The organism is Streptomyces sp. NPDC050988 (assembly GCF_044456225.1).
Taxonomy (GTDB): domain Bacteria; phylum Actinomycetota; class Actinomycetes; order Streptomycetales; family Streptomycetaceae; genus Streptomyces.
In genome coordinates this window covers 45,082-65,563 of sequence record NZ_JBITFQ010000031.1, presented here as the reverse complement: position 1 = coordinate 65,563, position 20,482 = coordinate 45,082, and the positions used below count along the sequence as shown (strand labels likewise).

Annotated in this window: 16 protein-coding genes and 1 pseudogene; 12 read left to right on the top strand and 5 right to left on the bottom strand. The window is 71.8% G+C overall.

Annotated elements, in window-relative coordinates:
* Positions 1-368: 368 nt before the first annotated feature.
* A pseudogene (locus tag ACIBEI_RS40295) lies at positions 369-866 on the top strand (DUF3017 domain-containing protein); the annotation flags it as partial.
* A gap of 335 nt (positions 867-1,201) precedes the next feature.
* Positions 1,202-1,753 (top strand): helix-turn-helix domain-containing protein, encoded by a 552-nt coding sequence (locus ACIBEI_RS40290; RefSeq protein WP_398895667.1) that lies wholly within the window; start codon positions 1,202-1,204, stop codon positions 1,751-1,753.
* Between the two features lie 43 nt (positions 1,754-1,796).
* On the opposite strand, the gene ACIBEI_RS40285 is transcribed toward ACIBEI_RS40290, so the two are convergent.
* On the bottom strand, positions 1,797-2,354 hold the full coding sequence (locus tag ACIBEI_RS40285; protein WP_398895666.1) for a peptidoglycan-binding protein: 558 nt from the start codon (positions 2,352-2,354) through the stop codon (positions 1,797-1,799).
* A gap of 378 nt (positions 2,355-2,732) precedes the next feature.
* Between ACIBEI_RS40285 and ACIBEI_RS40280 the strand changes: the two genes are divergently transcribed.
* On the top strand, positions 2,733-4,049 hold the full coding sequence (locus ACIBEI_RS40280; RefSeq protein WP_398895665.1) for a DUF2690 domain-containing protein: 1,317 nt from the start codon (positions 2,733-2,735) through the stop codon (positions 4,047-4,049).
* Positions 4,050-5,126: 1,077 nt separating this feature from the next.
* Positions 5,127-6,116: a malate dehydrogenase gene (locus ACIBEI_RS40275; protein WP_398895664.1), complete on the top strand. Its 990-nt coding sequence runs from the start codon at positions 5,127-5,129 to the stop codon at positions 6,114-6,116.
* 201 nt (positions 6,117-6,317) lie between these two features.
* Here ACIBEI_RS40275 and ACIBEI_RS40270 read toward each other — a convergent pair whose 3' ends face one another.
* Complete coding sequence (locus ACIBEI_RS40270; protein ID WP_189837230.1) at positions 6,318-6,608, bottom strand: hypothetical protein; 291 nt, start codon at positions 6,606-6,608, stop codon at positions 6,318-6,320.
* Positions 6,609-6,845: 237 nt separating this feature from the next.
* On the opposite strand from ACIBEI_RS40270, the gene ACIBEI_RS40265 reads away from it, so the two are divergent.
* Entirely contained in the window at positions 6,846-8,138 is a 1,293-nt protein-coding gene (locus ACIBEI_RS40265) for a helix-turn-helix domain-containing protein (RefSeq protein ID WP_398895663.1), read from the top strand.
* 61 nt (positions 8,139-8,199) lie between these two features.
* Here the strand turns inward: ACIBEI_RS40265 and ACIBEI_RS40260 are convergent, their stop codons facing one another.
* On the bottom strand, positions 8,200-9,093 hold the full coding sequence (locus ACIBEI_RS40260) for a GNAT family N-acetyltransferase (protein WP_398895661.1): 894 nt from the start codon (positions 9,091-9,093) through the stop codon (positions 8,200-8,202).
* Between the two features lie 198 nt (positions 9,094-9,291).
* Between ACIBEI_RS40260 and ACIBEI_RS40255 the strand changes: the two genes are divergently transcribed.
* From ACIBEI_RS40255 to ACIBEI_RS40235, 5 genes are all read left to right on the top strand, one after another.
* Positions 9,292-10,803 (top strand): aldehyde dehydrogenase family protein, encoded by a 1,512-nt coding sequence (locus ACIBEI_RS40255; RefSeq protein ID WP_398895659.1) that lies wholly within the window; start codon positions 9,292-9,294, stop codon positions 10,801-10,803.
* A gap of 89 nt (positions 10,804-10,892) precedes the next feature.
* On the top strand, positions 10,893-12,440 hold the full coding sequence (locus ACIBEI_RS40250) for a GMC family oxidoreductase (protein WP_398895747.1): 1,548 nt from the start codon (positions 10,893-10,895) through the stop codon (positions 12,438-12,440).
* On the top strand, positions 12,440-13,645 hold the full coding sequence (locus ACIBEI_RS40245) for a glycine betaine/L-proline ABC transporter ATP-binding protein (RefSeq protein WP_398895657.1): 1,206 nt from the start codon (positions 12,440-12,442) through the stop codon (positions 13,643-13,645). The genes ACIBEI_RS40250 and ACIBEI_RS40245 overlap by 1 nt, the downstream gene beginning before the upstream one ends.
* On the top strand, positions 13,645-15,609 hold the full coding sequence (locus ACIBEI_RS40240) for an ABC transporter permease (RefSeq protein WP_398895656.1): 1,965 nt from the start codon (positions 13,645-13,647) through the stop codon (positions 15,607-15,609). The genes ACIBEI_RS40245 and ACIBEI_RS40240 overlap by 1 nt, the downstream gene beginning before the upstream one ends.
* Position 15,610: 1 nt before the next feature.
* Complete coding sequence (locus ACIBEI_RS40235) at positions 15,611-16,576, top strand: ABC transporter substrate-binding protein (protein ID WP_398895655.1); 966 nt, start codon at positions 15,611-15,613, stop codon at positions 16,574-16,576.
* Between the two features lie 125 nt (positions 16,577-16,701).
* Here the strand turns inward: ACIBEI_RS40235 and ACIBEI_RS40230 are convergent, their stop codons facing one another.
* Complete coding sequence (locus ACIBEI_RS40230) at positions 16,702-17,232, bottom strand: carboxymuconolactone decarboxylase family protein (protein ID WP_398895654.1); 531 nt, start codon at positions 17,230-17,232, stop codon at positions 16,702-16,704.
* Between the two features lie 47 nt (positions 17,233-17,279).
* Between ACIBEI_RS40230 and ACIBEI_RS40225 the strand changes: the two genes are divergently transcribed.
* Positions 17,280-18,719 (top strand): PLP-dependent aminotransferase family protein, encoded by a 1,440-nt coding sequence (locus ACIBEI_RS40225; protein ID WP_398895653.1) that lies wholly within the window; start codon positions 17,280-17,282, stop codon positions 18,717-18,719.
* A gap of 272 nt (positions 18,720-18,991) precedes the next feature.
* On the opposite strand, the gene ACIBEI_RS40220 is transcribed toward ACIBEI_RS40225, so the two are convergent.
* A complete protein-coding gene (locus ACIBEI_RS40220) occupies positions 18,992-19,948 on the bottom strand; it encodes a hypothetical protein (RefSeq protein ID WP_398895652.1) in 957 nt (318 codons plus the stop codon).
* Positions 19,949-20,096: 148 nt separating this feature from the next.
* On the opposite strand from ACIBEI_RS40220, the gene ACIBEI_RS40215 reads away from it, so the two are divergent.
* Positions 20,097-20,456 carry a hypothetical protein gene (locus tag ACIBEI_RS40215; RefSeq protein ID WP_398895651.1) on the top strand — a complete coding sequence of 120 codons (360 nt, stop codon included), beginning with the start codon at positions 20,097-20,099 and terminating at the stop codon, positions 20,454-20,456.
* The last annotated feature ends 26 nt before the right edge of the window (positions 20,457-20,482 follow it).

The following is a 20,482-nucleotide window of genomic DNA, read 5'->3' as shown; positions in this document are numbered from 1 at the left end:
CGGCGCGGGCCGACGCCGCGATTCAGGTCGAGGATCCGGCGCGGGCCGAGGCCGGGGACCAGAGCGACAGCGGGCGCCGGGAGGACAGCCGGGTTCGGAGCGGCGCCGCGGGCCGGGGTGTCAAGGGCGCCCCGGCCGTCCAGGACGCCGAGTCGCACGGGACGTCCGCCGCCGGGGCATCCGTACCGGAACAGGAGCCGACAGGCGCCGAGCCGGAGGCCGGACGGGCGCCGGACGCGCGGCCGGACGGCACCGAGGCGAGTGGCGCGGAGTCGCCCGGCACCGAGCCGCACGGCACCGAGCCGCACGGCACCGGGCCGCACCCGGCGCACGGCGACGAGGGGGACTCCGGCGAGGCGGATTCCGACGGCACCCCGGCCGAGGAGGACGCCGAACCCGGTGCCGACGCGGTTCGCGAGGGCGAACCCACCGCCCGGGACGCGGTCAGCGCCCCCGGTCCCGATGGCCGGCCCCGGAGGACCACGCGCCGGTTCCCGCTGTTCACCCGGGACACCGCACGGCCCGAGGGCGGTGGCCGGGCGGCTCCGCGCGACGCGCCCGCGCCCGCGCGTCAGTGGCCGATTCTCGCGGTCACCGGCACCGTCGGACTCGGTCTCCTGCTGACCGCGCTCGACCTCTTCAAATTCGGCACTCTGCTGATCGGTGTCGCGCTGCTCGCGGGCGGAGTCATGCGCTGGATGCTGCCCGACGTGGGCATGCTGGCCGTCCGCTCGCGGTTCACCGACCTCGTCACGTACGGCGTCCTGGGTGTGACGATCGTGCTGCTCGCGATGATGGCGCAGCCCAACCCGTTGCTGGAGATCCCGTTCCTGGACGACACGCTCCACTTCACGGTCAGGACCTAACGAACCAGGCGCCAGCGTGACGAAAGCCCGTCCCTCTTCCAGAGGAGGCGGGCTTCTTCGTGGACGGGAGCGGCGCCCGTCCACTCCCCCGAGCGAGGACGGGCGCCGCTTGGACTCCAGAGTCATGGACGTGCCAACGGCTGTTCAATGCCTGTCAGTCCCCTGTGGCACGGAGGTGACGGTTCCGGTACGTCCCACCCGTCGGGGGCTGTCATCCGGCCGTCGTATGGCGTTCGTCCCGCAACGCATCCGGCGGGAACCAATCCGCCGCCGACGCCGTCACCCGGTCATAACGGGGGACCTACGAGGGAGACGGTGAGGGGGCAAGGAGAGGGATGAGCGCCTGGCAGCCACTGCCTGCGGATCTTCCGCCGGAGGTGGCGCATTTCGTGGAGCAACTGCGGCTGCTCAAGGACCGTACGGGGCTCAGCCTGGTCGCCCTGGGCGAGCGCACGGCGTACAGCAAGTCCTCCTGGCACCGCTATCTGAACGCGACGCAGCCCCCGCCCCGGCAGGCGGTAGTCGCCCTGTGCCGGGTCGCGGGGACGGACGCCGAGCGCTTCTGCGTGCGCTGGGAGCTGGCGGTGCGGGCGTGGCCGCGAACGGTGGCTCAGGTCCCGGCCACGGCTCCGGCTCCGGCTCCGGCGGGGGTGCCCGTGGCCGGGGGCGAGGGTGCGAACGGGGCGACGGACGGTGGCAAGTACCGGGGCGGGTACGAGGACGTCCCCACGGTCCCGTGGTGGGACCTGCTCGCCGAGGCGCCGGAACCGGAGCACGCCCCCGCCAGGGCCTCCTGGGCCGCCTCGCACCGTCTGCTGCTCTACGCCCTGGTGCTCGCCCTCGTCCTGCTGCTGACCGCGGTGGTCGGTGCCGTCACCCTGGCGTGATCACACGTCGGAGTGACAGTCCGAGGGCTCGGGAGAAACGGGTTCAGCCTCGCCATTTGTACGCCGCGACCTTCCACTGCGTACCGATCTTGACGTAGTACTTCCCGCTCAGCCGCTTGAACGTGACGTCCCGCTGGTAGCCGCTGTACGTAACCTGGCCACCCCGGTACGGGCCGTCGAGGAAGTCGTCTGCGTGGCCGAAAGTCTCCTTTCCGACGATGCCGTCGACGTCCTCCAGCTCCTCGCGCGCCTGCCACCACCTCGTGGCCGACTTCGTCTTCCAGCCGAAGGAGCCGTCGATGTCGTACTTCGTGAAGGGGCGGTTCACGCCATTGCCGTCCCTCCACCTGGCGCCGTCCGCGTAGAGGACGGTCTGCCACAGACGGGTCGCGTTGCTGTTCGAGTTGCGGCTGACGGAGAGCGTCCCCTCGTCGCCCCAGTCGTTGTACGCGCCGCCGGTACCGTCGATGACCTGCGGAGAGGCCGCGGAGCCGGACGTGGCCGCGGCGAGCGGACCGCTCATGCCGAGCGCGAGTCCAGCGGTCGCCGTCACGGTGACGGCGGTGAGCAGTCGACGATTCGACCTGCCCTTGGTGTGCATGTGATCCCCCTGAGGTCGCGAGTGACGCACGAGGTCGCGCATGTGTTCCTCGCGTGTCGATGTGTTGACAAGTTCGAGGATTTACGCTGATCACCGCCGACACCAGGGATAACGTGGGCAATCGGGACGCTCCGGGACGTCCCGTGCGCTGACCAGGCGATCCCGTCGGCCGGGAGGGAAGTCGGTGGGACACTGGACCGCAGACCAACGGGCGTGCAACGGTGCATGCCCACAGGCCCGAATGCTCCCGTGCGCCCCCATCCCGGGAACTGAGATCCTTACTGTGCGCATCCCTGTGGGTAGCCAGAACGAGAACTCGGCAGAGGGCTTCACGCGCGGGAAAAGCCAGCACGTACGGGGGGAAAGAGGGGGGTAGCAATGCCTCGTTGGAGGGCCTTGCCGGATGAACTCGATCCGCAGGTCAGGGAGTTCGCCAGCCAGCTGCGCCGGTTGGTCGACCGCGGCGGGCTGAGTGTCGCCGCCGTGGCCGACCGCACCGGGTACAGCAAGACGTCCTGGGAGCGGTATCTGAACGGCCGGCTGCTCGCGCCGAAGGGCGCGATCGTGGCTCTGGCCGAGGTGACCGGGACCAATCCCGTCCATCTGACGACGATGTGGGAGCTTGCCGAGAGGGCCTGGAGCCGCTCGGAGATGCGCCACGACATGACCATGGAAGCGATCCGGATCTCCCAGGCGCGTGCCGCGCTCGGAGAGTTCGGGTCGACTCCGGCCAAGGGGGGACGGAACGGGAAGCAGGCGCGCGCCGGGGGTAGCGCGACAGCGGCGCCCACGCCGGGTATCGCGGGACCTGCCGGGGTGGCACCCACGGTGCCGCCGGGGACTCCGGTGCAGGGTGAGGAGCGACGGACGCCGCGCGGCGCCGGTGCCGGGGCCGGTGGCGGCAACGGCTCGGGCGGGGCCTCGGGTTCGCGCGGTGGCGGCTGGGGAGCCGTCGCCACGCCTTCGGGGACGTCCGGAGCGTCCGGGGGGTACGGATACCCCGGGGGTCTGGGCACGTCGAGCGCCGGCGCGTCCGGCTCTGCCGGTGTGTCCGGTGCATCCGGGTCGTCGGGCCTCGGCCCGTCGGGTTCCTTCGGACCGCCCGGCATGCCCGGTGCCGCCGGTGCCGGGGGCGCGGCCGGTTCTGCCGGGGGTCCGCCCCAGGACGCGCGGCCGCGTTCCGGCGGTTCGCCCGACGGGAAGCGCGGGAAGCGCCGGCTCACGATGTTCCTCGCGGGGGTCGTGGGTGCGCTCGTGGTGATAGCCGCGGCCGTGTTCCTCACGAACGGCGGGGGCGACGACACGGCAGGGAGCGACACCACGCCGACGCCGACGCCGACCGTCAGCAAGGAGCTGCCGGCCGGTGTCGAGTGCTTCGGCGCGGACTGCGCGGGCAAGGACCCGGAGAACATGGGCTGCGGCGGCACGCTCGCGACGACGGTCGAGAAGGCCGTCGTCGGCACCGCCCAGGTCGAGGTCCGCTACAGCGAGACGTGCGGGGCCGCGTGGGCCCGCATCACCGCGGCCGGGCCCGGCGACGAGGTCCGGATCACGGCGGGCAAGGCAGCCGCCCAGACCGCCGAGGTCGACACGGACACCGACGCCTACACCCCGATGGTCGCCGTCAAGAACGCCACCGCGGCCAAGGCCTGCGCCACCCTCCAGACCTCGGGCGAGGAGGGCTGCACGAAGTAGCACACAGAAGCTCACACCGAACGAGCTTCACCCAGGTGCCCGCCTCACGAGAGGCGGGCACCTGTTCTGTTCGGGACGAAACCCTGGCCACTCAGGCCCACGGGCACCGGGCTTTTGGGGCGAGGGCGCTCCCGGGTTTTGGGCCGCGGGCACTCCCGGGTTTTCAGGGGCGGGGCACTCCCGGGTTTTCAGGGGCGGGGCACTCCCGGGTTTTCAGGGGCGGGGCACTCCCGGGTTTTCAGGGGCGCGGGGCGCTCCCGGGTTTTGGGGCGGGGCACTTTGGGTTTGTGGGGGCGAGGGCGCTCCCGGGTTTTCAGGGGCACGGGCACTCCTGGGTTTTCAGGGGCGCGGGGCGCTCCCGGGTTTTTTAGGGGCGCGGGGAACTGCGCGACCAGCCCAACTCGACCGGCACCCACCCACAGCCCCGAGCCCACCCGCTGCTTCGGGCCGCAGGCCCGGTCTTTGGGCCGCAGGCCCATGCCTTTCGGGGCCGCAGGCCCGTGCCTTCCCGGGGCGCGGGCCTCTGCCTTCCAGGGGCGCGGGGAACTGCGCGACCAGCCCAAAACAGCCCGCACACACCCACCACCCCAAGCCCACCAAGCCGCCCAGACCCCCACCCGTAAGAATTCCCCGAACAAGAGGAATGCCCGCCCCCCGCCGGGGCAGGCGAACCGTACCCCCACGGGAGTCCGGCACCGACCGGGAGGACTCACCCCCCTCCCGACCACCCGGCACCCCCACAGAAGGCGGCCGTCGGCCTTCTCTCCCGGATCGACGGCCGCCTTCCCATGCCCCCTCTCACACCCGGTCCCGCACCCGGCCCAACACCCCGCCCGCGTCCCGCGCCTCCGCGGAGCGCCCCGCGGAGACGCGGGACGGAACGCCCTGTGGGGCGGGCCACATCGGCCCCGGCCGTCCGGGATCCCGGATGCGCGATAGCCTGACCGCTGGATCTCTCTTGACGCCAAGAGATCGATCATCGACACAAGTGATCGATCATCCCGGCGGCAGGGCAGGGGATCCCGTACCCCGGGGCAGGGACGCCCCACCGTCGTCAGCTGTCATACGGAGAACGCCATGACCCGCACTCCCGTGAACGTCACCGTCACCGGCGCGGCCGGCCAGATCGGTTACGCCCTGCTCTTCCGCATCGCCTCCGGCCAGCTGCTCGGCGCGGACGTGCCGGTCAAGCTGCGTCTCCTGGAGATCACGCCGGCGCTGAAGGCCGCCGAGGGCACCGCCATGGAGCTCGACGACTGCGCCTTCCCGCTCCTTCAGGGCATCGACATCACGGACGACCCGAACGTCGCCTTCGACGGCACGAACGTCGGTCTGCTCGTCGGCGCCCGCCCCCGCACCAAGGGCATGGAGCGCGGCGACCTGCTCTCCGCCAACGGTGGCATCTTCAAGCCCCAGGGCAAGGCCATCAACGACAACGCCGCGGAGGACGTCAAGATCCTCGTCGTCGGCAACCCGGCCAACACCAACGCCCTCATCGCCCAGGCCGCCGCCCCGGACGTACCGGCCGAGCGCTTCACCGCGATGACCCGCCTGGACCACAACCGCGCGCTCACGCAGCTCGCGAAGAAGACGGGCTCGACGGTCGCGGACATCAAGCGCCTCACCATCTGGGGCAACCACTCCGCCACCCAGTACCCCGACATCTTCCAGGCCACGATCGCCGGCAAGAACGCCGCCGAGACCGTGAACGACGAGAAGTGGCTGGCCGAGGAGTTCATCCCGACCGTCGCCAAGCGCGGTGCCGCCATCATCGAGGCCCGTGGCGCGTCCTCGGCCGCCTCGGCCGCGAACGCCGCGATCGACCACGTGTACACGTGGGTCAACGGCACGGCGGACGGCGACTGGACCTCGATGGGCATCCCGTCCGACGGTTCGTACGGCGTCCCGGAGGGTCTCATCTCCTCCTTCCCCGTCACCACGAAGGACGGCTCGTACGAGATCGTCCAGGGCCTCGACATCAACGAGTTCTCCCGTGCCCGCATCGACGCGTCGGTGAAGGAGCTGGAGGAGGAGCGCGAGGCGGTCCGCGGCCTCGGCCTCATCTGAGCCGTACACCGGCCTGAAGCCGAAGCCCCAGGCCTGAAGCCGCCCCCGGGAGTTCCCGGGGGCGGCTTTTCGCGCACCGCACCTCACCGCCGCGCACCACCCGCTGCTCGCCGCTCACCATTCACCGAGCGGTCGTCCGGGACATGCTCTCCCCTGCGCAGCAGGTCCCGGACAGCGCGGGCGTACGGGCCCGGCTCCGGCTCAGGCGGTGTCGATCCAGTGGTTCGTGATGGTCGGGCCGCCGGAGCAGCGCAGGCTGGTCGGCGTGGTGACCCTCTTCCAGGCGGACCACTTGTAGTCGCCGTCGGAACACCGGATGCCGAGCCGCCAACTGCCGCCGCCCGCCATGCTGTTGCAGGCGCCCCGGGCGAAGGTCGGGCTGGTCTGCTCGCTCCAGCAGGCGCTGGGCGCGGCGCTCGCCGGTGCGCTCATGACACCTAGGGCGAGCGCGGTTCCGAGACCGGCACTCGCGAGGGCATGACGAAGACGCATGAGTAACTCCTCAGGGATTCCTCAGGGATGGGGCCCGAAGCAGTGACCTGCCGGGCAGGAAAGAGCTTGCTGGGGCAGGTTGGACGGGGACAACAGCGCCGGGCCGTCCCGGACAGTCCCGCGCTGTCCGGGCTGGTCAGCCCGCTGTCCGGGTTTCCGTGAGGGCTCGTACGGCCGGTGCGAGGGGGCCGGAAACGGCCTTGGCCGTGTGACGTGCCTCCGACAAAGATGTCTGGCATGGGCGACCACGGGCACTCAGCGCCGCAGCAGCCGTCACAGCAGACGCCTCCCGGCACGCCTCCTGGCACGCCGCTCGGCACGCCTCCCGACACGCCTGGGCCGACGCCTCAAGAGGCGCGGAACGCCGCCGAGTTCGCCGCCCGGCTTCGACGGCTCAAGGACCGGTCGGGGCTCTCCTACCGGCAGTTGGAGGAGCGGGCCGCCGAGCGGGGCGAGGTACTGCCGCGCAGCACGCTGGCCGACGTACTGCGCCATGACGCCTTGCCGCGCCCGGAGATGCTGACGGCATTCCTCAACGCCTGCGGGGTGGGACGCGAGGCGGAGGCGTGGCTGGCGGCGCGGAACCGGATCGCCGAGACGGAGCCGTCCGGGACCCGCCCGGACCAGGAGCAGGACAAGGGCCAGAACGAGAACCAGGACCAGAACCGGGACCAGAACCAGAACCAAGCCGAGGACCAGGAACACCAGCAGGCGCACGAGCAGGCACGCGAATACGAGCAAGAACGGGCCCACGCACACGTGCAGCCGCCAGGGGGCCCGGACACGTCAGCCCCCAACCCCGAGGCCGGCCCGCCACCTCGCCACCGCTCCCTGCGTAGCCTGATCCGCTCGCGCCGGCGATTGGCCGGTGCCGTGCTGACCCTGCTGGTCCTGGCGGGCGGCGGCTACCTCGCGTCGGCGGCGGGCGAGGACGCGGACGACGACGGCCGCGAGCCGGGCGGGCCGAACGCGACCAGCGCGGGCAACGCGGCGAGCGACGACGCGGCGGACAGCGACGGAGCTTCGCCCGTCCCGGGCACCTACCGCATCCGTTCCCTCACCTCCTCCCTCTGCCTGTCCGAACGGGACGGCGAAGAGACGGGCGGCGTCTACCAGTTCGACTGCGGTCGCGGCCTCCTGACGTACGCCCTGGAGGACCAGGGGGAGGGGGTCTACCGGATCCGCTCGCTCCACCCGGTCTTCGGCTACGGCTGCCTGGGCGTGACCGGCGGCAGCACCCGGGGCGGCGCGCGGATGGCGGACGACTACTGCGGCCACCGCGGCAACGCCGAACGCTTCCGTCTGAAGCCGGTCGGAACAGACGGGTCGAGCGGGTCGGACGGGCCAAGCGGCTACCGCATCATGCCCCTGCACACCGGCTCCTGCGTCTCGGTGCCCGGCGGTTCCAAGAAGAGCTGGGCCCCGGTGCTCCAACTGCCCTGCGGTCAGGACGAGTCGGGCCAGACGTTCCGCTTCGACCCGGTCCCCTCCCCGAGCGCGGTGCCCTCGATCAGCAGCAAGGACGGCTGACGGGCGATCAGCAGCAAGGACGGCTGACGGGCGGGCGGGGCGACGGGCGGAGGACCGTACGTCAGCCGGGCGGGACCAGTACCTTCTCGAACCAGTAACTGGCGTGCGCGTTCGCGTCGTACGCCGGGATCTCGACGTACCCGCTCGTGCGGTACATCGCGGCGGCCTCCTTGAGGACCTCGTGCGTGTCGAGGCGTACGACGTGATGCTCGCGCCGGGCGGCCGCACGTTCCAGTGCGGTCAACAGCCGCCGCCCGAGGCCGAGTCCGCGCGCGTCGGGGTGCACCCAGAGGTGCCGGATCTCGGCCGTGTCGGCGTCGAGCGCGCAGAGCGCACCACAGCCGACGGCACGTTCCTCCTCGTACGCGACGAGGAGGACGGCGATCTGTTCAGGCGGTACGAGATCCGCGGTGGCGTATCCCTCGGGGAACCGTTCGTCCAGCTCGGCGGCGAAACCGGCCAGGCAGGCGCGCGCGTCGGCCGACCGGGCGTCGACGGCCCTGACACCGACGCCCGCCAGCCGCAGCAGCCGCTCGGCCACCGTGACGGCCTCCGTCAGCCGCTCCCGCTGCTCCTCGCTCAGCCCGTCCAGCAGGCCCTCGGCGAGTCCGTCGGCCCGCCGGTTCTGCTCCGCCAGCTCCGCCCGCCCGGCCTCCGTGAGTTCCGCGAGGCGCAGCCTGCTGTCCGTCGGGTGCACGCTGACCCGGACGAGTCCCTGGCCCTCCAGCGCGCGCACCATCCGGCTCAAGTACCCGGCGTCCAGGCCGAGTCGGGTCCTCAGCTCCTTCAGTGACGCGCCGGTCCCGATCTCGAACAGCAGGCGCGCCTCGCCGAGCGGCCGGTCCTGCCCCAGGTAGTGATCGTCGAGCACGCCGATCCGGCGGGTGAAGTACCGGTTGAAGCGGCGCAGGGTGGTCACGTGCTCCGCGGACACTGACGCTTTCACTGGCTCCATATTTCTTTGACTTTAGTCAAGGGTCGGTCGGGTGTCCAACCTTCTGGTCGTATTTCCATTGGTTTTTCAGTGACCCCGCGCACTATCCGTCACTGGTTGTGCATGCAAACCAGGTCCCGGGGCAGGTGCACTCGGCCCGCGAGAGTGACACGCGTGTGACACAGGGGCACGGAACAGGAACGGAAGGCAACACCGAACATGTCGGGACACCAGGCGCAGCAGACGATTCACGTGGGCGGAGAGTGGCGTGCGGCCGCCTCAGGGGCCACGCGCGACATTCTCGACCCGGCGGACGCCAAGACGCTCGCCGTGGTCGCCGAAGGCGGCGTACCGGACACGGACGCCGCCGTCGAGGCCGCCCGGCGCGCCTTCGACCACGGAGAGTGGCCACACACGCCCGTCACCGAGCGGGCCGCGCTCCTGCGCCGCGTCGCCGACCTCCTCGTGCGCGACCGCGAACCGCTCGGGCTGCTGGAGAGCCGGGACGCGGGCAAGACGCTGGAGGAGGGGCGCGTCGACATCGACTGTGTCGCCGACGCCTTCCGGTACTTCGCCGATCTCGTCGTCGGAGAGGGCGGCGGGCGGGTCGTCGACGCCGGGTCGGACGACATCCACAGCGTCGTCGTGCACGAACCCGTCGGCGTCTGCGCGATGATCACGCCCTGGAACTACCCCCTGCTGCAGGCGAGTTGGAAGGTGGCCCCCGCCCTCGCCGCCGGGAACACGTTCGTCGTCAAGCCGAGCGAGATCACTCCGCTGACCACGGTCGCCCTCATCGAGCTGCTGGTCGAGGCCGGGCTGCCCGAGGGTGTCGCGAACATCGTCACCGGTCCCGGCCACAGCGTTGGCGCCCGGCTCGCCGAGCACCCGGACGTCGACCTCGTGTCCTTCACCGGCGGACTCGTCAGCGGTACGAAGGTCGCGCAGGCCGCCGCCGTCACCGTGAAGAAGGTCGCCCTCGAACTCGGCGGCAAGAACCCCAACGTCGTCTTCGCCGACGCCTGCGCCACGGAGGAGGGGTTCGACACCGCCGTCGACCAGGCCCTGAACGCCGCCTTCATCCACAGCGGGCAGGTGTGCTCCGCCGGTTCCCGGCTCATCATCGAGGAGTCCGTGCGCGAGCGGTTCGTCGCCGAACTGGCGCGGCGGGCCGAGCGGATCCGGCTCGGCCGCGGCACCGAGGACGGTGTCGAGTGCGGACCGTTGGTCTCCGCCGAACAGCGCGAGAAGACCGAGTCGTACGTCGCCTCCGCGCTCGCCGAGGGCGCGGTGCTGCGAGCCGGCGGCGCCCGCCCCGAGCCGTCCGCCGAGCGGCCCGCCACCGGCTACTTCTACGAGCCGACCGTCCTCGACCAGTGCCACCGCGACATGCGGGTCGTCCGGGAAGAGGTGTTCGGCCCGGTCCTGACCGTCGAGACCTTCCGCACGGAGGACGAGGCCGTCGCGCTCGCCAACGACACGGAGTACGGGCTCGCGGGCGGCGTCTGGACCGCCGACGCGGGGCGCGCCCGGCGCGTCGCCGGCCGGCTGCGGCACGGCACCGTCTGGATCAACGACTTCCACCCCTACCTCCCCCAGGCGGAGTGGGGCGGCTTCGGCAAGAGCGGTGTGGGACGCGAACTCGGGCCCGCGGGGCTCGCCGAGTACCGCGAGACCAAGCACGTCTACCAGAACCTCGCGCCGAAGCCCGTCCGGTGGTTCGCGGGCTGACCCCCGGCCCCGACCACCCTCGACTCCCCACCGCACAAGGCACCTTGGAGCGCCACGCCATGCCCGAACACGCCAAGCCTGAACACGTCATGCCCGCACCCGCCGCCCTGCCCGAAGACCAGAACACGTACGACTACGTCGTCATAGGCGGCGGCACCGCGGGATCCGTCATCGCCTCCCGGCTCACCGAGAACCCGGACGTCACCGTCGCCGTCATCGAGGGCGGCCCGAGCGACGTCGGCCGCGACGACGTCCTGACCCTGCGGCGCTGGATGGGCCTGCTCGGCGGGGAGCTGGACTACGACTACCCGACGACCGAGCAGCCGCGCGGCAACTCGCACATCCGGCACAGCCGCGCCCGGGTCCTCGGCGGCTGCTCCTCGCACAACACGCTCATCGCGTTCAAGCCGCTGCCGTCCGACTGGGACGAGTGGGAGGCGGCGGGTGCCAAGGGCTGGGGCGCGGTGCCGATGGATGCGTACTTCCCGCGGCTGCGCAACAACATCGTGCCGGTCGACGAGAAGGACCGGAACGCCATCGCCCGCGACTTCGTGGACGCCGCGCAGTCGGCGCTCGAAGTGCCGCGCGTGGAGGGCTTCAACAAGCAGCCGTTCACCGAGGGCGTCGGCTTCTTCGACCTCGCGTACCACCCGGAGAATAACAAGCGGTCGAGCGCTTCGGTCGCCTACCTGCATCCGTTCATGGACGAACGCCCCAACCTCCACATCCTCCTGGAGACCTGGGCGTACAGGCTGGAGCTGGACGGGACGCGCGCACGCGGCGTCCACGTACGCACCAAGGACGGCGAGGAGGTCCTCGTCCGGGCGCGGAACGAAGTGCTGCTGTGCGCCGGTGCCGTCGACTCGCCGCGGCTGCTCATGCACTCCGGCATCGGGCCGCGCCAGGACCTCGAAGCGCTCGGCATCCCCGTCGTCCACGACCTGCCGGGTGTCGGCGAGAACCTGCTCGACCACCCCGAGTCGGTCATCGTCTGGGAGACGGACGGGCCGATCCCCGAGAACTCCGCGATGGACTCCGACGCGGGCCTGTTCGTGCGGCGCGACCCCGAACACGCCGGCCCGGACCTGATGTTCCACTTCTACCAGGTCCCCTTCACGGACAACCCGGAGCGCATCGGCTACGAACGCCCCGCGCACGGCGTCTCGATGACCCCCAACATCCCCAAGCCGCGCAGTCGCGGCCGCCTGTACCTGACGAGCGCCGACCCGGCCGAGAAGCCCGCCCTCGACTTCCGCTACTTCACGGACGAGGACGACTACGACGGCCGCACCCTCGTCGACGGCATCAAGATCGCGCGCGAGATCGCCAAGTCCGAGCCGCTCGCGCACTGGCTCAAGCGCGAGGTGTGCCCCGGACCGGACATCACCGGGGACGAGGAACTCAGCGTGTACGCCCGGTCGGTCGCGCACACCGTGTACCACCCGACGGGCACCTGCCGCATGGGCGCCTCCGACGACCAACTGGCCGTCGTAGACCCCGAGTTGCGGATCCGCGGTCTCGAAGGAATCCGGATCGCCGACGCGTCGGTCTTCCCGACGATGCCCGCCGTGAACCCGATGATCGGGGTGCTCATGGTCGGCGAGAAGTGCGTGGACCTGCTGGGAGGCGGTGCGTGATGAGCAGTACGTCAACCGATGTTCAGGATGCCGCTTTCGAGCGCGCGGATGCCAAGCGCACGGATGCCGAGCGCGCGGGCACCGCCCCCGTCTTCGCCGTCGACGGGCTGTGGAAGGTCTTCGGCCCCAAGGCCGACCGAGTCCCCGCCGACCCCGAACTCGCGGCCCTCACCCCGGCCGAACTCCGGTCCCGTACCGGCTGCACGGCCGCGGTCCGGGACGTGAGCTTCGATGTGCGCAAGGGCGAGGTCTTCGTCGTCATGGGCCTGTCCGGCTCGGGCAAGTCCACCCTCGTACGCTGTCTGACCCGGCTCATCGAGCCGACGGCCGGCTCGATCGTCATCGACGGCGAGGACGTCCGCGCCATGGACAAGGCCCGGCTGCGCGAACTGCGCCGCCACCGCGCCGCCATGGTCTTCCAGCACTTCGGCCTGCTGCCGCACCGGACCGTGCTCGACAACGTCGCGTACGGGCTCGAAGTCCAGGGCGTCGGCAGGCGCGAGCGCCGCGAGAAGGCCCAGGAGGTCGTCACCAAGGTCGGCCTCGAAGGCATGGAGCACCGGCGGCCCGGCCAGCTCTCGGGCGGTCAGCAGCAGCGCGTCGGCCTGGCGCGGGCGCTCGCCGTGGACCCCGAAGTCCTGCTGTTCGACGAGCCGTTCAGCGCGCTCGACCCGCTGATCCGGCGCGACATGCAGGAGGAGGTCGTCCGGCTCCACCACGAGGAGGGCCGCACGATGGTCTTCATCACCCACGACCTGAACGAGGCCCTGCGCCTGGGCGACCGCATCGCCCTCATGCGCGACGGCCGCGTCGTCCAGCTCGGCACGCCCGAGGAGATCGTGGGCTCGCCCGCCGACGACTACGTACGCGAGTTCGTACGCGACGTGCCGCGCGAGCAGGTCATGACGGTACGGCGGGCCATGCGGGCCGCGTCCGCGCAGGAGGCGGGCGAGGGCCCGGCCCTCGCGCCCCAGGCCACCGTCTCCGAAGCCATCGAGGCGGTCGCGCGCACCGGCCAGACCGCCCGCGTGGTGGACCGGGGACGCTGCCTCGGGGTCGTCGACTCGGACGCGCTGCTGGGGGTGGTGGCGGGGACCGGCGGGCAGTTCGCCGCTGAGACCCCCGAGGCTGCTGAGGCCGTTGGGGCCGCTGATTCGGGGTCGGGCGACGGGACGGCCGAGCCCGCTCGCGAGGGGGTGGCCTGATGGCCACGATCACCGCGGCCGCTCCCCGGAGCGGTCTCCCCGGCTTCCTCAAGCACCCAGCCACCGGCAAGCTCCTGCTGCTCGCCGTCGCGGCGGCGGTCCTCGTCCCACTGGCCGACGCCCGCTGGGCGAGCGGCAGTTGGCCGCACGCTCTCACCGTCGACCTCTCCGAACCTCTCGGTAAGGCCAGCGACTGGGTCATCGACAACCGCGACAGCCACCCGCTGTTCCTCTACTTCTTCGGGTACGTCTCCAACGCGGTCGTGCTCTCCGTACGCGCCGTCTACCTCGTCCTGCTTGCCGCCGGCTGGGCGGGCGTCACGGCCGCGGCGGCCCTGGTCGCGTGGCGGGTCGCGGGGGTACGCCTGGCGCTCGGCACGGGCGTCGCGTTCCTGGCCTGCGGGCTGCTCGGCATGTGGATCCCCACCATGCAGACCCTCGCGCTCATGGTGGTCGCGGTCCTCGCGTCCGTTGTGCTCGGCGTGCTCCTCGGCCTCGCGGCCGGGCTCTCCGACCGTACGTACCGCGCGCTGCGCCCCGTACTCGACACCATGCAGGTGTTCCCGGCCTACGCGTACCTCCTGCCGGTCGTCCTCGTCTTCGGCATGGGGGTGCCGGCCGCGGTGCTGGCCACCGTCGTGTACGCGGCCCCGCCCATGGCCCGCCTCACCGCGCTCGGGCTGCGCGGCGCCGACGCCGGGGTGATGGAGGCCGTCGAGTCCCTGGGCACCACGGCCCGGCAGCGGCTCCTCACGGCCCGCGTCCCGCTCGCCCGCAAGGAACTCCTCCTCGGCCTCAACCAGACGATCATGATGGCCCTGTCCATGGCCGTCATCGCGTCCGTCATCGGCGCGGCCGGCCTCGGCGACCGCGTCTACCAGGCGCTCGCCTCGGTCGACGTGGGCGCGGCGCTCGCCGCCGGTATCCCGATCGTGCTGCTCGCGGTCGTCCTCGACCGGGTGACGGGCGCGGCGGGAACGGTGGACGAGGAGCTTGGCGGAGACACGGGGTCCCGCTGGACCGGCTGGACCGGCTGGACCTACGCGGCTGTCGTGGCGGTGGCCGTCGCGGTCGCCGGACGCCTCACCGACCGTCTCGACTGGCCCGAGGCCTGGCTCGTGAACATCGCCGAGCCCGTCAACAGGGCCGTCGACTGGATGACCGACCACCTCTACTCCGGCGTCCCCTACGTGGGCGGCACCGCCGACTGGGCGGGCCACTTCACCACCTGGGTCCTGGACCCGATGCGCGACGGCCTGCAGTGGCTGCCCTGGTGGTCGGTCCTGCTGATCGTCGCCGCTCTGGCCTGGCTGATCGGCACCTGGCGCACCGCGCTCACCGCCGTCCTCGCGATGGCCGCGATCGGTGTGCTCGGCGTGTGGGGGCCGTCCCTCGACACGCTGTCGCAGGTCCTCGCGGCCGTGGCCGTCACCCTGGTGCTGGGCTTCGCGACCGGCGTCGCGGCTGCCAGGAGCGAGCGCTGCGAACGCGTGCTGCGCCCGTTCCTGGACGTCTTCCAGACGATGCCGCAGTTCGTGTACCTGATCCCCGTCGTCGCCCTCTTCGGCGTGGGCCGCGCCCCGGCGGTCGCCGCCGCGGTCGTCTACGCCCTGCCCGCCGTCGTCCGCATCACCACGCAGGGCCTGCGCCAGGTCGACCCGGCCGCCATGGAGTCCTCGCGCTCGATGGGCGCCACGGGCTGGCAGCAACTGCGCCAGGTCCAGCTGCCGTTGGCCCGTCCCGCACTGCTGCTCGCGCTCAACCAGGGCGTCGTCCTCGTCCTCGCCGTCGTCATCATCGGCGGCCTGGTCGGCGGTGGAGCGCTCGGCTACGACGTCGTGTTCGGGCTCGCCCAGGGCGACCTGGCCACGGGTCTGGTGGCCGGCGCGGCGATCGTCTGCCTCGGCCTGATGCTCGACCGGGTGACCCAGCCGACGGACCGCCGCACGAAGAAGGGAGCCTGAGATGCGTACGCGTATGAAGGGCGCGCTGATTGTCGGCTCCTCCCTGCTGGTGCTGACGACGGCCGGCTGCGGAGCGGCCGACATGACCAAGCAGGCCTCGCCCTTCGCCAACGCGCAGGGGGCGAAGACCGTGACCCTGTCGGTGCAGTCGTGGGTCGGCGCACAGGCCAACGTGGCCGTCGCGCAGTACCTGTTGGAGCACGAACTGGGCTACCGCGTCGACACCGTCCAGGTCGACGAGGTCCCCGCGTGGGACGCGCTCAGCCAGGGCCGGGTCGACGCGATCCTGGAGGACTGGGGCCACCCCGAGCAGGAACAGCGGTACGTCAAGGACAAGAAGACGATCGTGAACGGCGGCGGCCTCGGCGTCACCGGGCACATCGGCTGGTTCGTACCGACGTACTTCGCCAAGCAGCACCCCGACGTGACCGACTGGAAGAACCTGAACAAGTACGCCGACCAGCTCCGCACACCGGAGAGCGGCGGCAAGGGGCAACTGCTCGACGGCTCACCCTCCTACGTCACGAACGACAAGGCGCTGGTGAAGAACCTGGACCTCGACCTCCAGGTGGTGTTCGCCGGTTCGGAGGCGGCCCAGATCACCCAGATGCGCCAGTTCGCCAAGGAGAAGAAGCCCTTCCTGACCTACTGGTACTCACCCCAGTGGCTCTTCAAGAAGGTCCCCATGACGGAGGTGAAGCTGCCCGCCTACAAGGAGGGCTGCGACGCCGACCCGGAGAAGGTCGCCTGCGCCTATCCGCACACCCCGCTGCAGAAGTACCTGAACACGGACTTCGCGAAGAGCGGCGGCAAGGCGGCGGCCTTCCTGAAGAAGTTCAAGTGGACGACCGAGGACCAGAACGAGGTCTCCCTGATGATCGCCGACCAGAAGCTGACGCCCGAGGAGGCGGCGCGGAAGTGGGCCGAGGGCCATGAGTCCACGTGGAAGGCGTGGCTGCGGAGCTAGCCCACCGCCGTACGGGCCGTCCAGGCGGCCCTCCCTGTACGGGTGCCGGGTGTCTCCCTGACGAGGGCACCCGGCACTCCCGTATGTCGTACCGCCGTTTGGGTGCTTGCGTGCTTGCTGTGCCGCTACTTGTACTGCCCGGGCGTGTAGTGGCCGGCCACGAGACGGCAGGTCACGCCGAAGCGGTTCCAGGCGTTGATCACCGTGATGGCGGCGATGAGCTGGGTCAGCTCGGCCTCGTCGAAGTGGCGGGCGGCGGTCTCGTACACCTCGTCCGGCACGAAGCCGTCCGTCAGGACCGTCACGGCCTCGGTGAGCGCGAGCGCGGCGAGTTCCTTCTCCGTGTAGAAGTGCCGTGACTCCTCCCACGCGCTGAGCTGGACGATCCGCTCGACGCTCTCGCCCGCCGCGAACGCGTCCTTCGTGTGCATGTCGAGGCAGAACGCGCAGTGGTTGAGCTGCGACGCGCGGATCTTCACCAGCTCCAGCAGCACCGGGTCGACGCCCTTCCGGGCGGCCGCGTCCAGCCTGACCATGGCCTTGTAGACCTCGGGGGCGAACTCCGTCCACTGGAGGCGGGGGGTGTGCTCGGGGGCGAGCGGGGTGTCGGCGGGGGTCTGGGCTGTGGCCTCGGTGGCGGTGGTGTGCGTCGTCATGATCACGAGCCTATGTCCGGAGTAGCCCAGGGGTATGGTCCATTTCCATGGTGAAATCCTGGGCCACTTTCGGAGTGGATCTGCATGTCGACGTGACGCGCACCGGCTCCGGCCTGCGCAAAGGCCTGACGGACGCGCTGCGGGCCGCGGTGCGCGGCGGACGGCTCGCGCCCGGGACCAGGCTGCCGTCGTCGCGCTCCCTCGCCGCCGATCTGGGCATCGCGCGCAACACCGTCGCCGACGCGTACGCCGACCTCGTGGCCGAGGGCTGGCTCACCGCCCGCCAGGGCTCCGGCACGCGGGTCGCCGAGCGTGCGGTGGTGGCACCGGCCTCCGCCCCGCCCCGGCCGCGCACACCCGGCGGCCCGGCGTACGACCTCGTCCCCGGCACCCCCGACCTCGCCTCGTTCCCGCGCGCCGAGTGGCTCAAGGCATCCCGCCGAGCCCTCGCGGCGGCCCCGTACGACGCTCTCGGATACGGCGACCCGCGCGGCCGCGTCGAACTGCGCGCCGCGCTCGCGGGCTACCTCGCCCGGGCCCGCGGCGTGCGCGCCGACCCCGAACGCATCCTCATCTGCTCCGGGTTCGCACACGGCCTGATGCTGCTGGGCTCGGTACTGCGACAGCGGGGCGTGGGGGCGCTGGCGATGGAGTCGTACGGACTCGACGTGCACTGGAAGCTGGTGGAGCGGGCGGGCTTGCGTTCGGTGCCCCTGCCGTTCGACGAACTGGGCACGCGGACCGAGGAGTTGACCGGGGGCAAGGGCAATGGCAAGGGCAACGGCAAGGGTGCGGCCGGTGGTGTGGGGGCTGTGTTGCTGACCCCCGCCCATCAGTTCCCCATGGGCGTGCCCCTGCATCCCGACCGACGTGCCGCCGTAGTCGACTGGGCGCGGCGCACGGGCGGGCTGATCCTGGAGGACGACTACGACGGGGAGTTCCGCTACGACCGGCAGCCCGTGGGCGCGCTCCAGGGCCTCGACCCGGACCACGTGGTGTACATGGGCACCGCCAGCAAGGCCCTGGCCCCCGGCCTGCGACTCGGCTGGCTGGTCATGCCGCCGGATCTGGCGGCCGAGGTCACGGCGGCGAAGGGCGGTGCGGACTGGTCGTGCGGCGTCCTGGACCAGCTGACCCTGGCGGAGTTCATCACATCGGGCGCGTACGACCGCCATGTGCGCGCCTCACGCCTCCGTTACCGCCGTCGCCGCGACCTCCTCGTCTCGGCCCTGGCGGCCCACGCCCCGTCGGTGACGGCCACCGGCATCGCGGCCGGCCTCCACGCGGTACTCCAACTCCCGCCCGGCACCGAGCAGTCGGTCGTCCGCGCGGCGGTCTGGCAGGGCCTGGCGGTCCACGGCCTGACCCGCTACCGCCACCCGACCGCCACGGCCCCACCCCTGGACGCACTGGTCGTGGGCTACGGCACACCCACGGACAGCGGCTGGCCGGGAGCACTGGAGGCCCTGGTCAGGGCGCTGCCTTAGCTTCGGCTGACGGGCTGACGGGCTGACGGGCTGACGGGCTGACGGGCTGACGGGCTGACGGGCTGACGGGCTGGCGGCCTGGAGAGCTGGAGGCCTGGAGAGCTGGAGGACTTGGGGTGTCGAGGGTCTGTGGCCGGCGCGTGCTGGGGTGCCTGGCGTGTGCTGGGGTGCCTGGGGCGGCCCGGTGGCTCGGCCGTCGAGGGGCTCGAACAGGCCGCCACCACACCCGTCCGGCACCCCATTCCGCCCCGCCCCGCCACGCCCTCCGAGCCCTACGGCGCAACCGACTCCGACTCGTCCACCTCCACCGGCGCCTCCCCGAAGCGCGCGAGCGCCAGCGCCCCGGCCACCGCCACGGCGAAGCCGAGCACGGCCAGCCAGGCCAACCCCTCCCGCGTACGGTCGCCCAGCCACACCACGCCCACCACCGCGGGCCCGATGGTCTCGCCGATGACCAGTCCCGCCGTGGCCGCAGTCACCGAGCCCCGCTGGAGCGCCGACGTGAGAAGCAGGAACGCCGCGCCGCCGCCCAGCAGCAGGGCGTACGTCGCCGGGTTGGTGAAGAGTGCCGAGGGGGTGAGGCCGTCGATGAGCCGGACCGCCACCTCGACCACCCCGAACCCGAACCCGGCACCCAGCCCGAGCGCGAGCGCCCGCCCCCGATCGGGCAGCCGTCCGGCCAGTGCGCCGAGGAGGAGCACTGCGACGGCGGTGCCGAGCATCGCGTACTTGAGCGCGGTCGACCCGGCCTTGTCCCCCTCCTCCCCGGACGCGAGCCCGAGCATCGCGAGCCCCGCGCACACGACCGCGACCGCGCCCCATTCGAGCCCGCTCAGCCGCACATGGAGCAGCCATGCCGCGACCACCGCCGTCACGGCGAGGCTCGCGGCGAGCGCCGCCCCCACCGCGTAGATCGGGAGCGACCGCAGAGCCGCGATCTGCAGGACGAACCCGACCCCGTCGAGCGCGAGCCCGGCGATGTACCGCCACTCGCGCAACGCGCGCCACAACAAGGCGGCGTCCACACCGGAAGCACCCGCTGACGACCCGCCGGAGGGCCCGCCGGACGAGCCATCGCGGGACCTGCCGGACGGCCCGCCGGGGGAGCCTCCCGGGGAGCCGGAGCTCTCCGGGCCCCGCGCGGCGCCTCGCGAGGCCGCCCGCGCCGCGATCGCCTGCAGCACCGTCGCCGTGCCGAAGCACACCGCCGCGCCAAGGGCACACACCATTCCAAAGAGCACAAAGCGACTCTAGGGGAGGGGGAATTCGGGAGAGCCGTTTGTACAACCCGCTCACCTGATCTTTAACCTGTCCGGGGCCGGACGAGCGAGCCGGCCATGGACGAGCCCGCCTGACGGGCCCAACGGGGGAGAGAACATGGCGGACCAGCGCAGGAAACTGCGTTCGAGCACGGTCGTACTCGGCGGAATGGGCGTCCTCGCCGCGGCCCTCACCTCGTGCGGCTCCGACCCCGACCGCCGCTGTGTCGACCGCGACAGCTACGAGTACGACGGCTACAAGATCGTCGCCGACAAGAACTGCAAGTCGGGCTCCACCTCCTCCTCGTCCGGCAAGAACCGCAAGAGCAGCGGCAGCCGAACCGGCACGGTCGACGCCGCCTGGTACTACGACGCCGACGTCAGCGCCGGCTACGCCGACTACGGCACCTTCAGCCGCAGCGAGGCCGTGGACCGGGACGGCTTCGGCTGCTCCGGCTCGGGCAGCGGCGGCGGCTGACCCCGGGGAAGTCGGGAGAACCCAGC

Bases quoted from the DNA above. Each gene is read 5' to 3' on its own strand.
- ACIBEI_RS40290 (WP_398895667.1), top strand. From the start codon at position 1,202: ATGAGCGCCTGGCAGCCACTGCCTGCGGATCTTCCGCCGGAGGTGGCG.
- ACIBEI_RS40285 (WP_398895666.1), bottom strand. From the start codon at position 2,354: ATGCACACCAAGGGCAGGTCGAATCGTCGACTGCTCACCGCCGTCACC.
- ACIBEI_RS40280 (WP_398895665.1), top strand. From the start codon at position 2,733: ATGCCTCGTTGGAGGGCCTTGCCGGATGAACTCGATCCGCAGGTCAGG.
- ACIBEI_RS40275 (WP_398895664.1), top strand. From the start codon at position 5,127: ATGACCCGCACTCCCGTGAACGTCACCGTCACCGGCGCGGCCGGCCAG.
- ACIBEI_RS40270 (WP_189837230.1), bottom strand. From the start codon at position 6,608: ATGCGTCTTCGTCATGCCCTCGCGAGTGCCGGTCTCGGAACCGCGCTC.
- ACIBEI_RS40265 (WP_398895663.1), top strand. From the start codon at position 6,846: ATGGGCGACCACGGGCACTCAGCGCCGCAGCAGCCGTCACAGCAGACG.
- ACIBEI_RS40260 (WP_398895661.1), bottom strand. From the start codon at position 9,093: ATGGAGCCAGTGAAAGCGTCAGTGTCCGCGGAGCACGTGACCACCCTG.
- ACIBEI_RS40255 (WP_398895659.1), top strand. From the start codon at position 9,292: ATGTCGGGACACCAGGCGCAGCAGACGATTCACGTGGGCGGAGAGTGG.
- ACIBEI_RS40250 (WP_398895747.1), top strand. From the start codon at position 10,893: ATGCCCGCACCCGCCGCCCTGCCCGAAGACCAGAACACGTACGACTAC.
- ACIBEI_RS40245 (WP_398895657.1), top strand. From the start codon at position 12,440: ATGAGCAGTACGTCAACCGATGTTCAGGATGCCGCTTTCGAGCGCGCG.
- ACIBEI_RS40240 (WP_398895656.1), top strand. From the start codon at position 13,645: ATGGCCACGATCACCGCGGCCGCTCCCCGGAGCGGTCTCCCCGGCTTC.
- ACIBEI_RS40235 (WP_398895655.1), top strand. From the start codon at position 15,611: ATGCGTACGCGTATGAAGGGCGCGCTGATTGTCGGCTCCTCCCTGCTG.
- ACIBEI_RS40230 (WP_398895654.1), bottom strand. From the start codon at position 17,232: ATGACGACGCACACCACCGCCACCGAGGCCACAGCCCAGACCCCCGCC.
- ACIBEI_RS40225 (WP_398895653.1), top strand. From the start codon at position 17,280: ATGGTGAAATCCTGGGCCACTTTCGGAGTGGATCTGCATGTCGACGTG.
- ACIBEI_RS40220 (WP_398895652.1), bottom strand. From the start codon at position 19,948: ATGGTGTGTGCCCTTGGCGCGGCGGTGTGCTTCGGCACGGCGACGGTG.
- ACIBEI_RS40215 (WP_398895651.1), top strand. From the start codon at position 20,097: ATGGCGGACCAGCGCAGGAAACTGCGTTCGAGCACGGTCGTACTCGGC.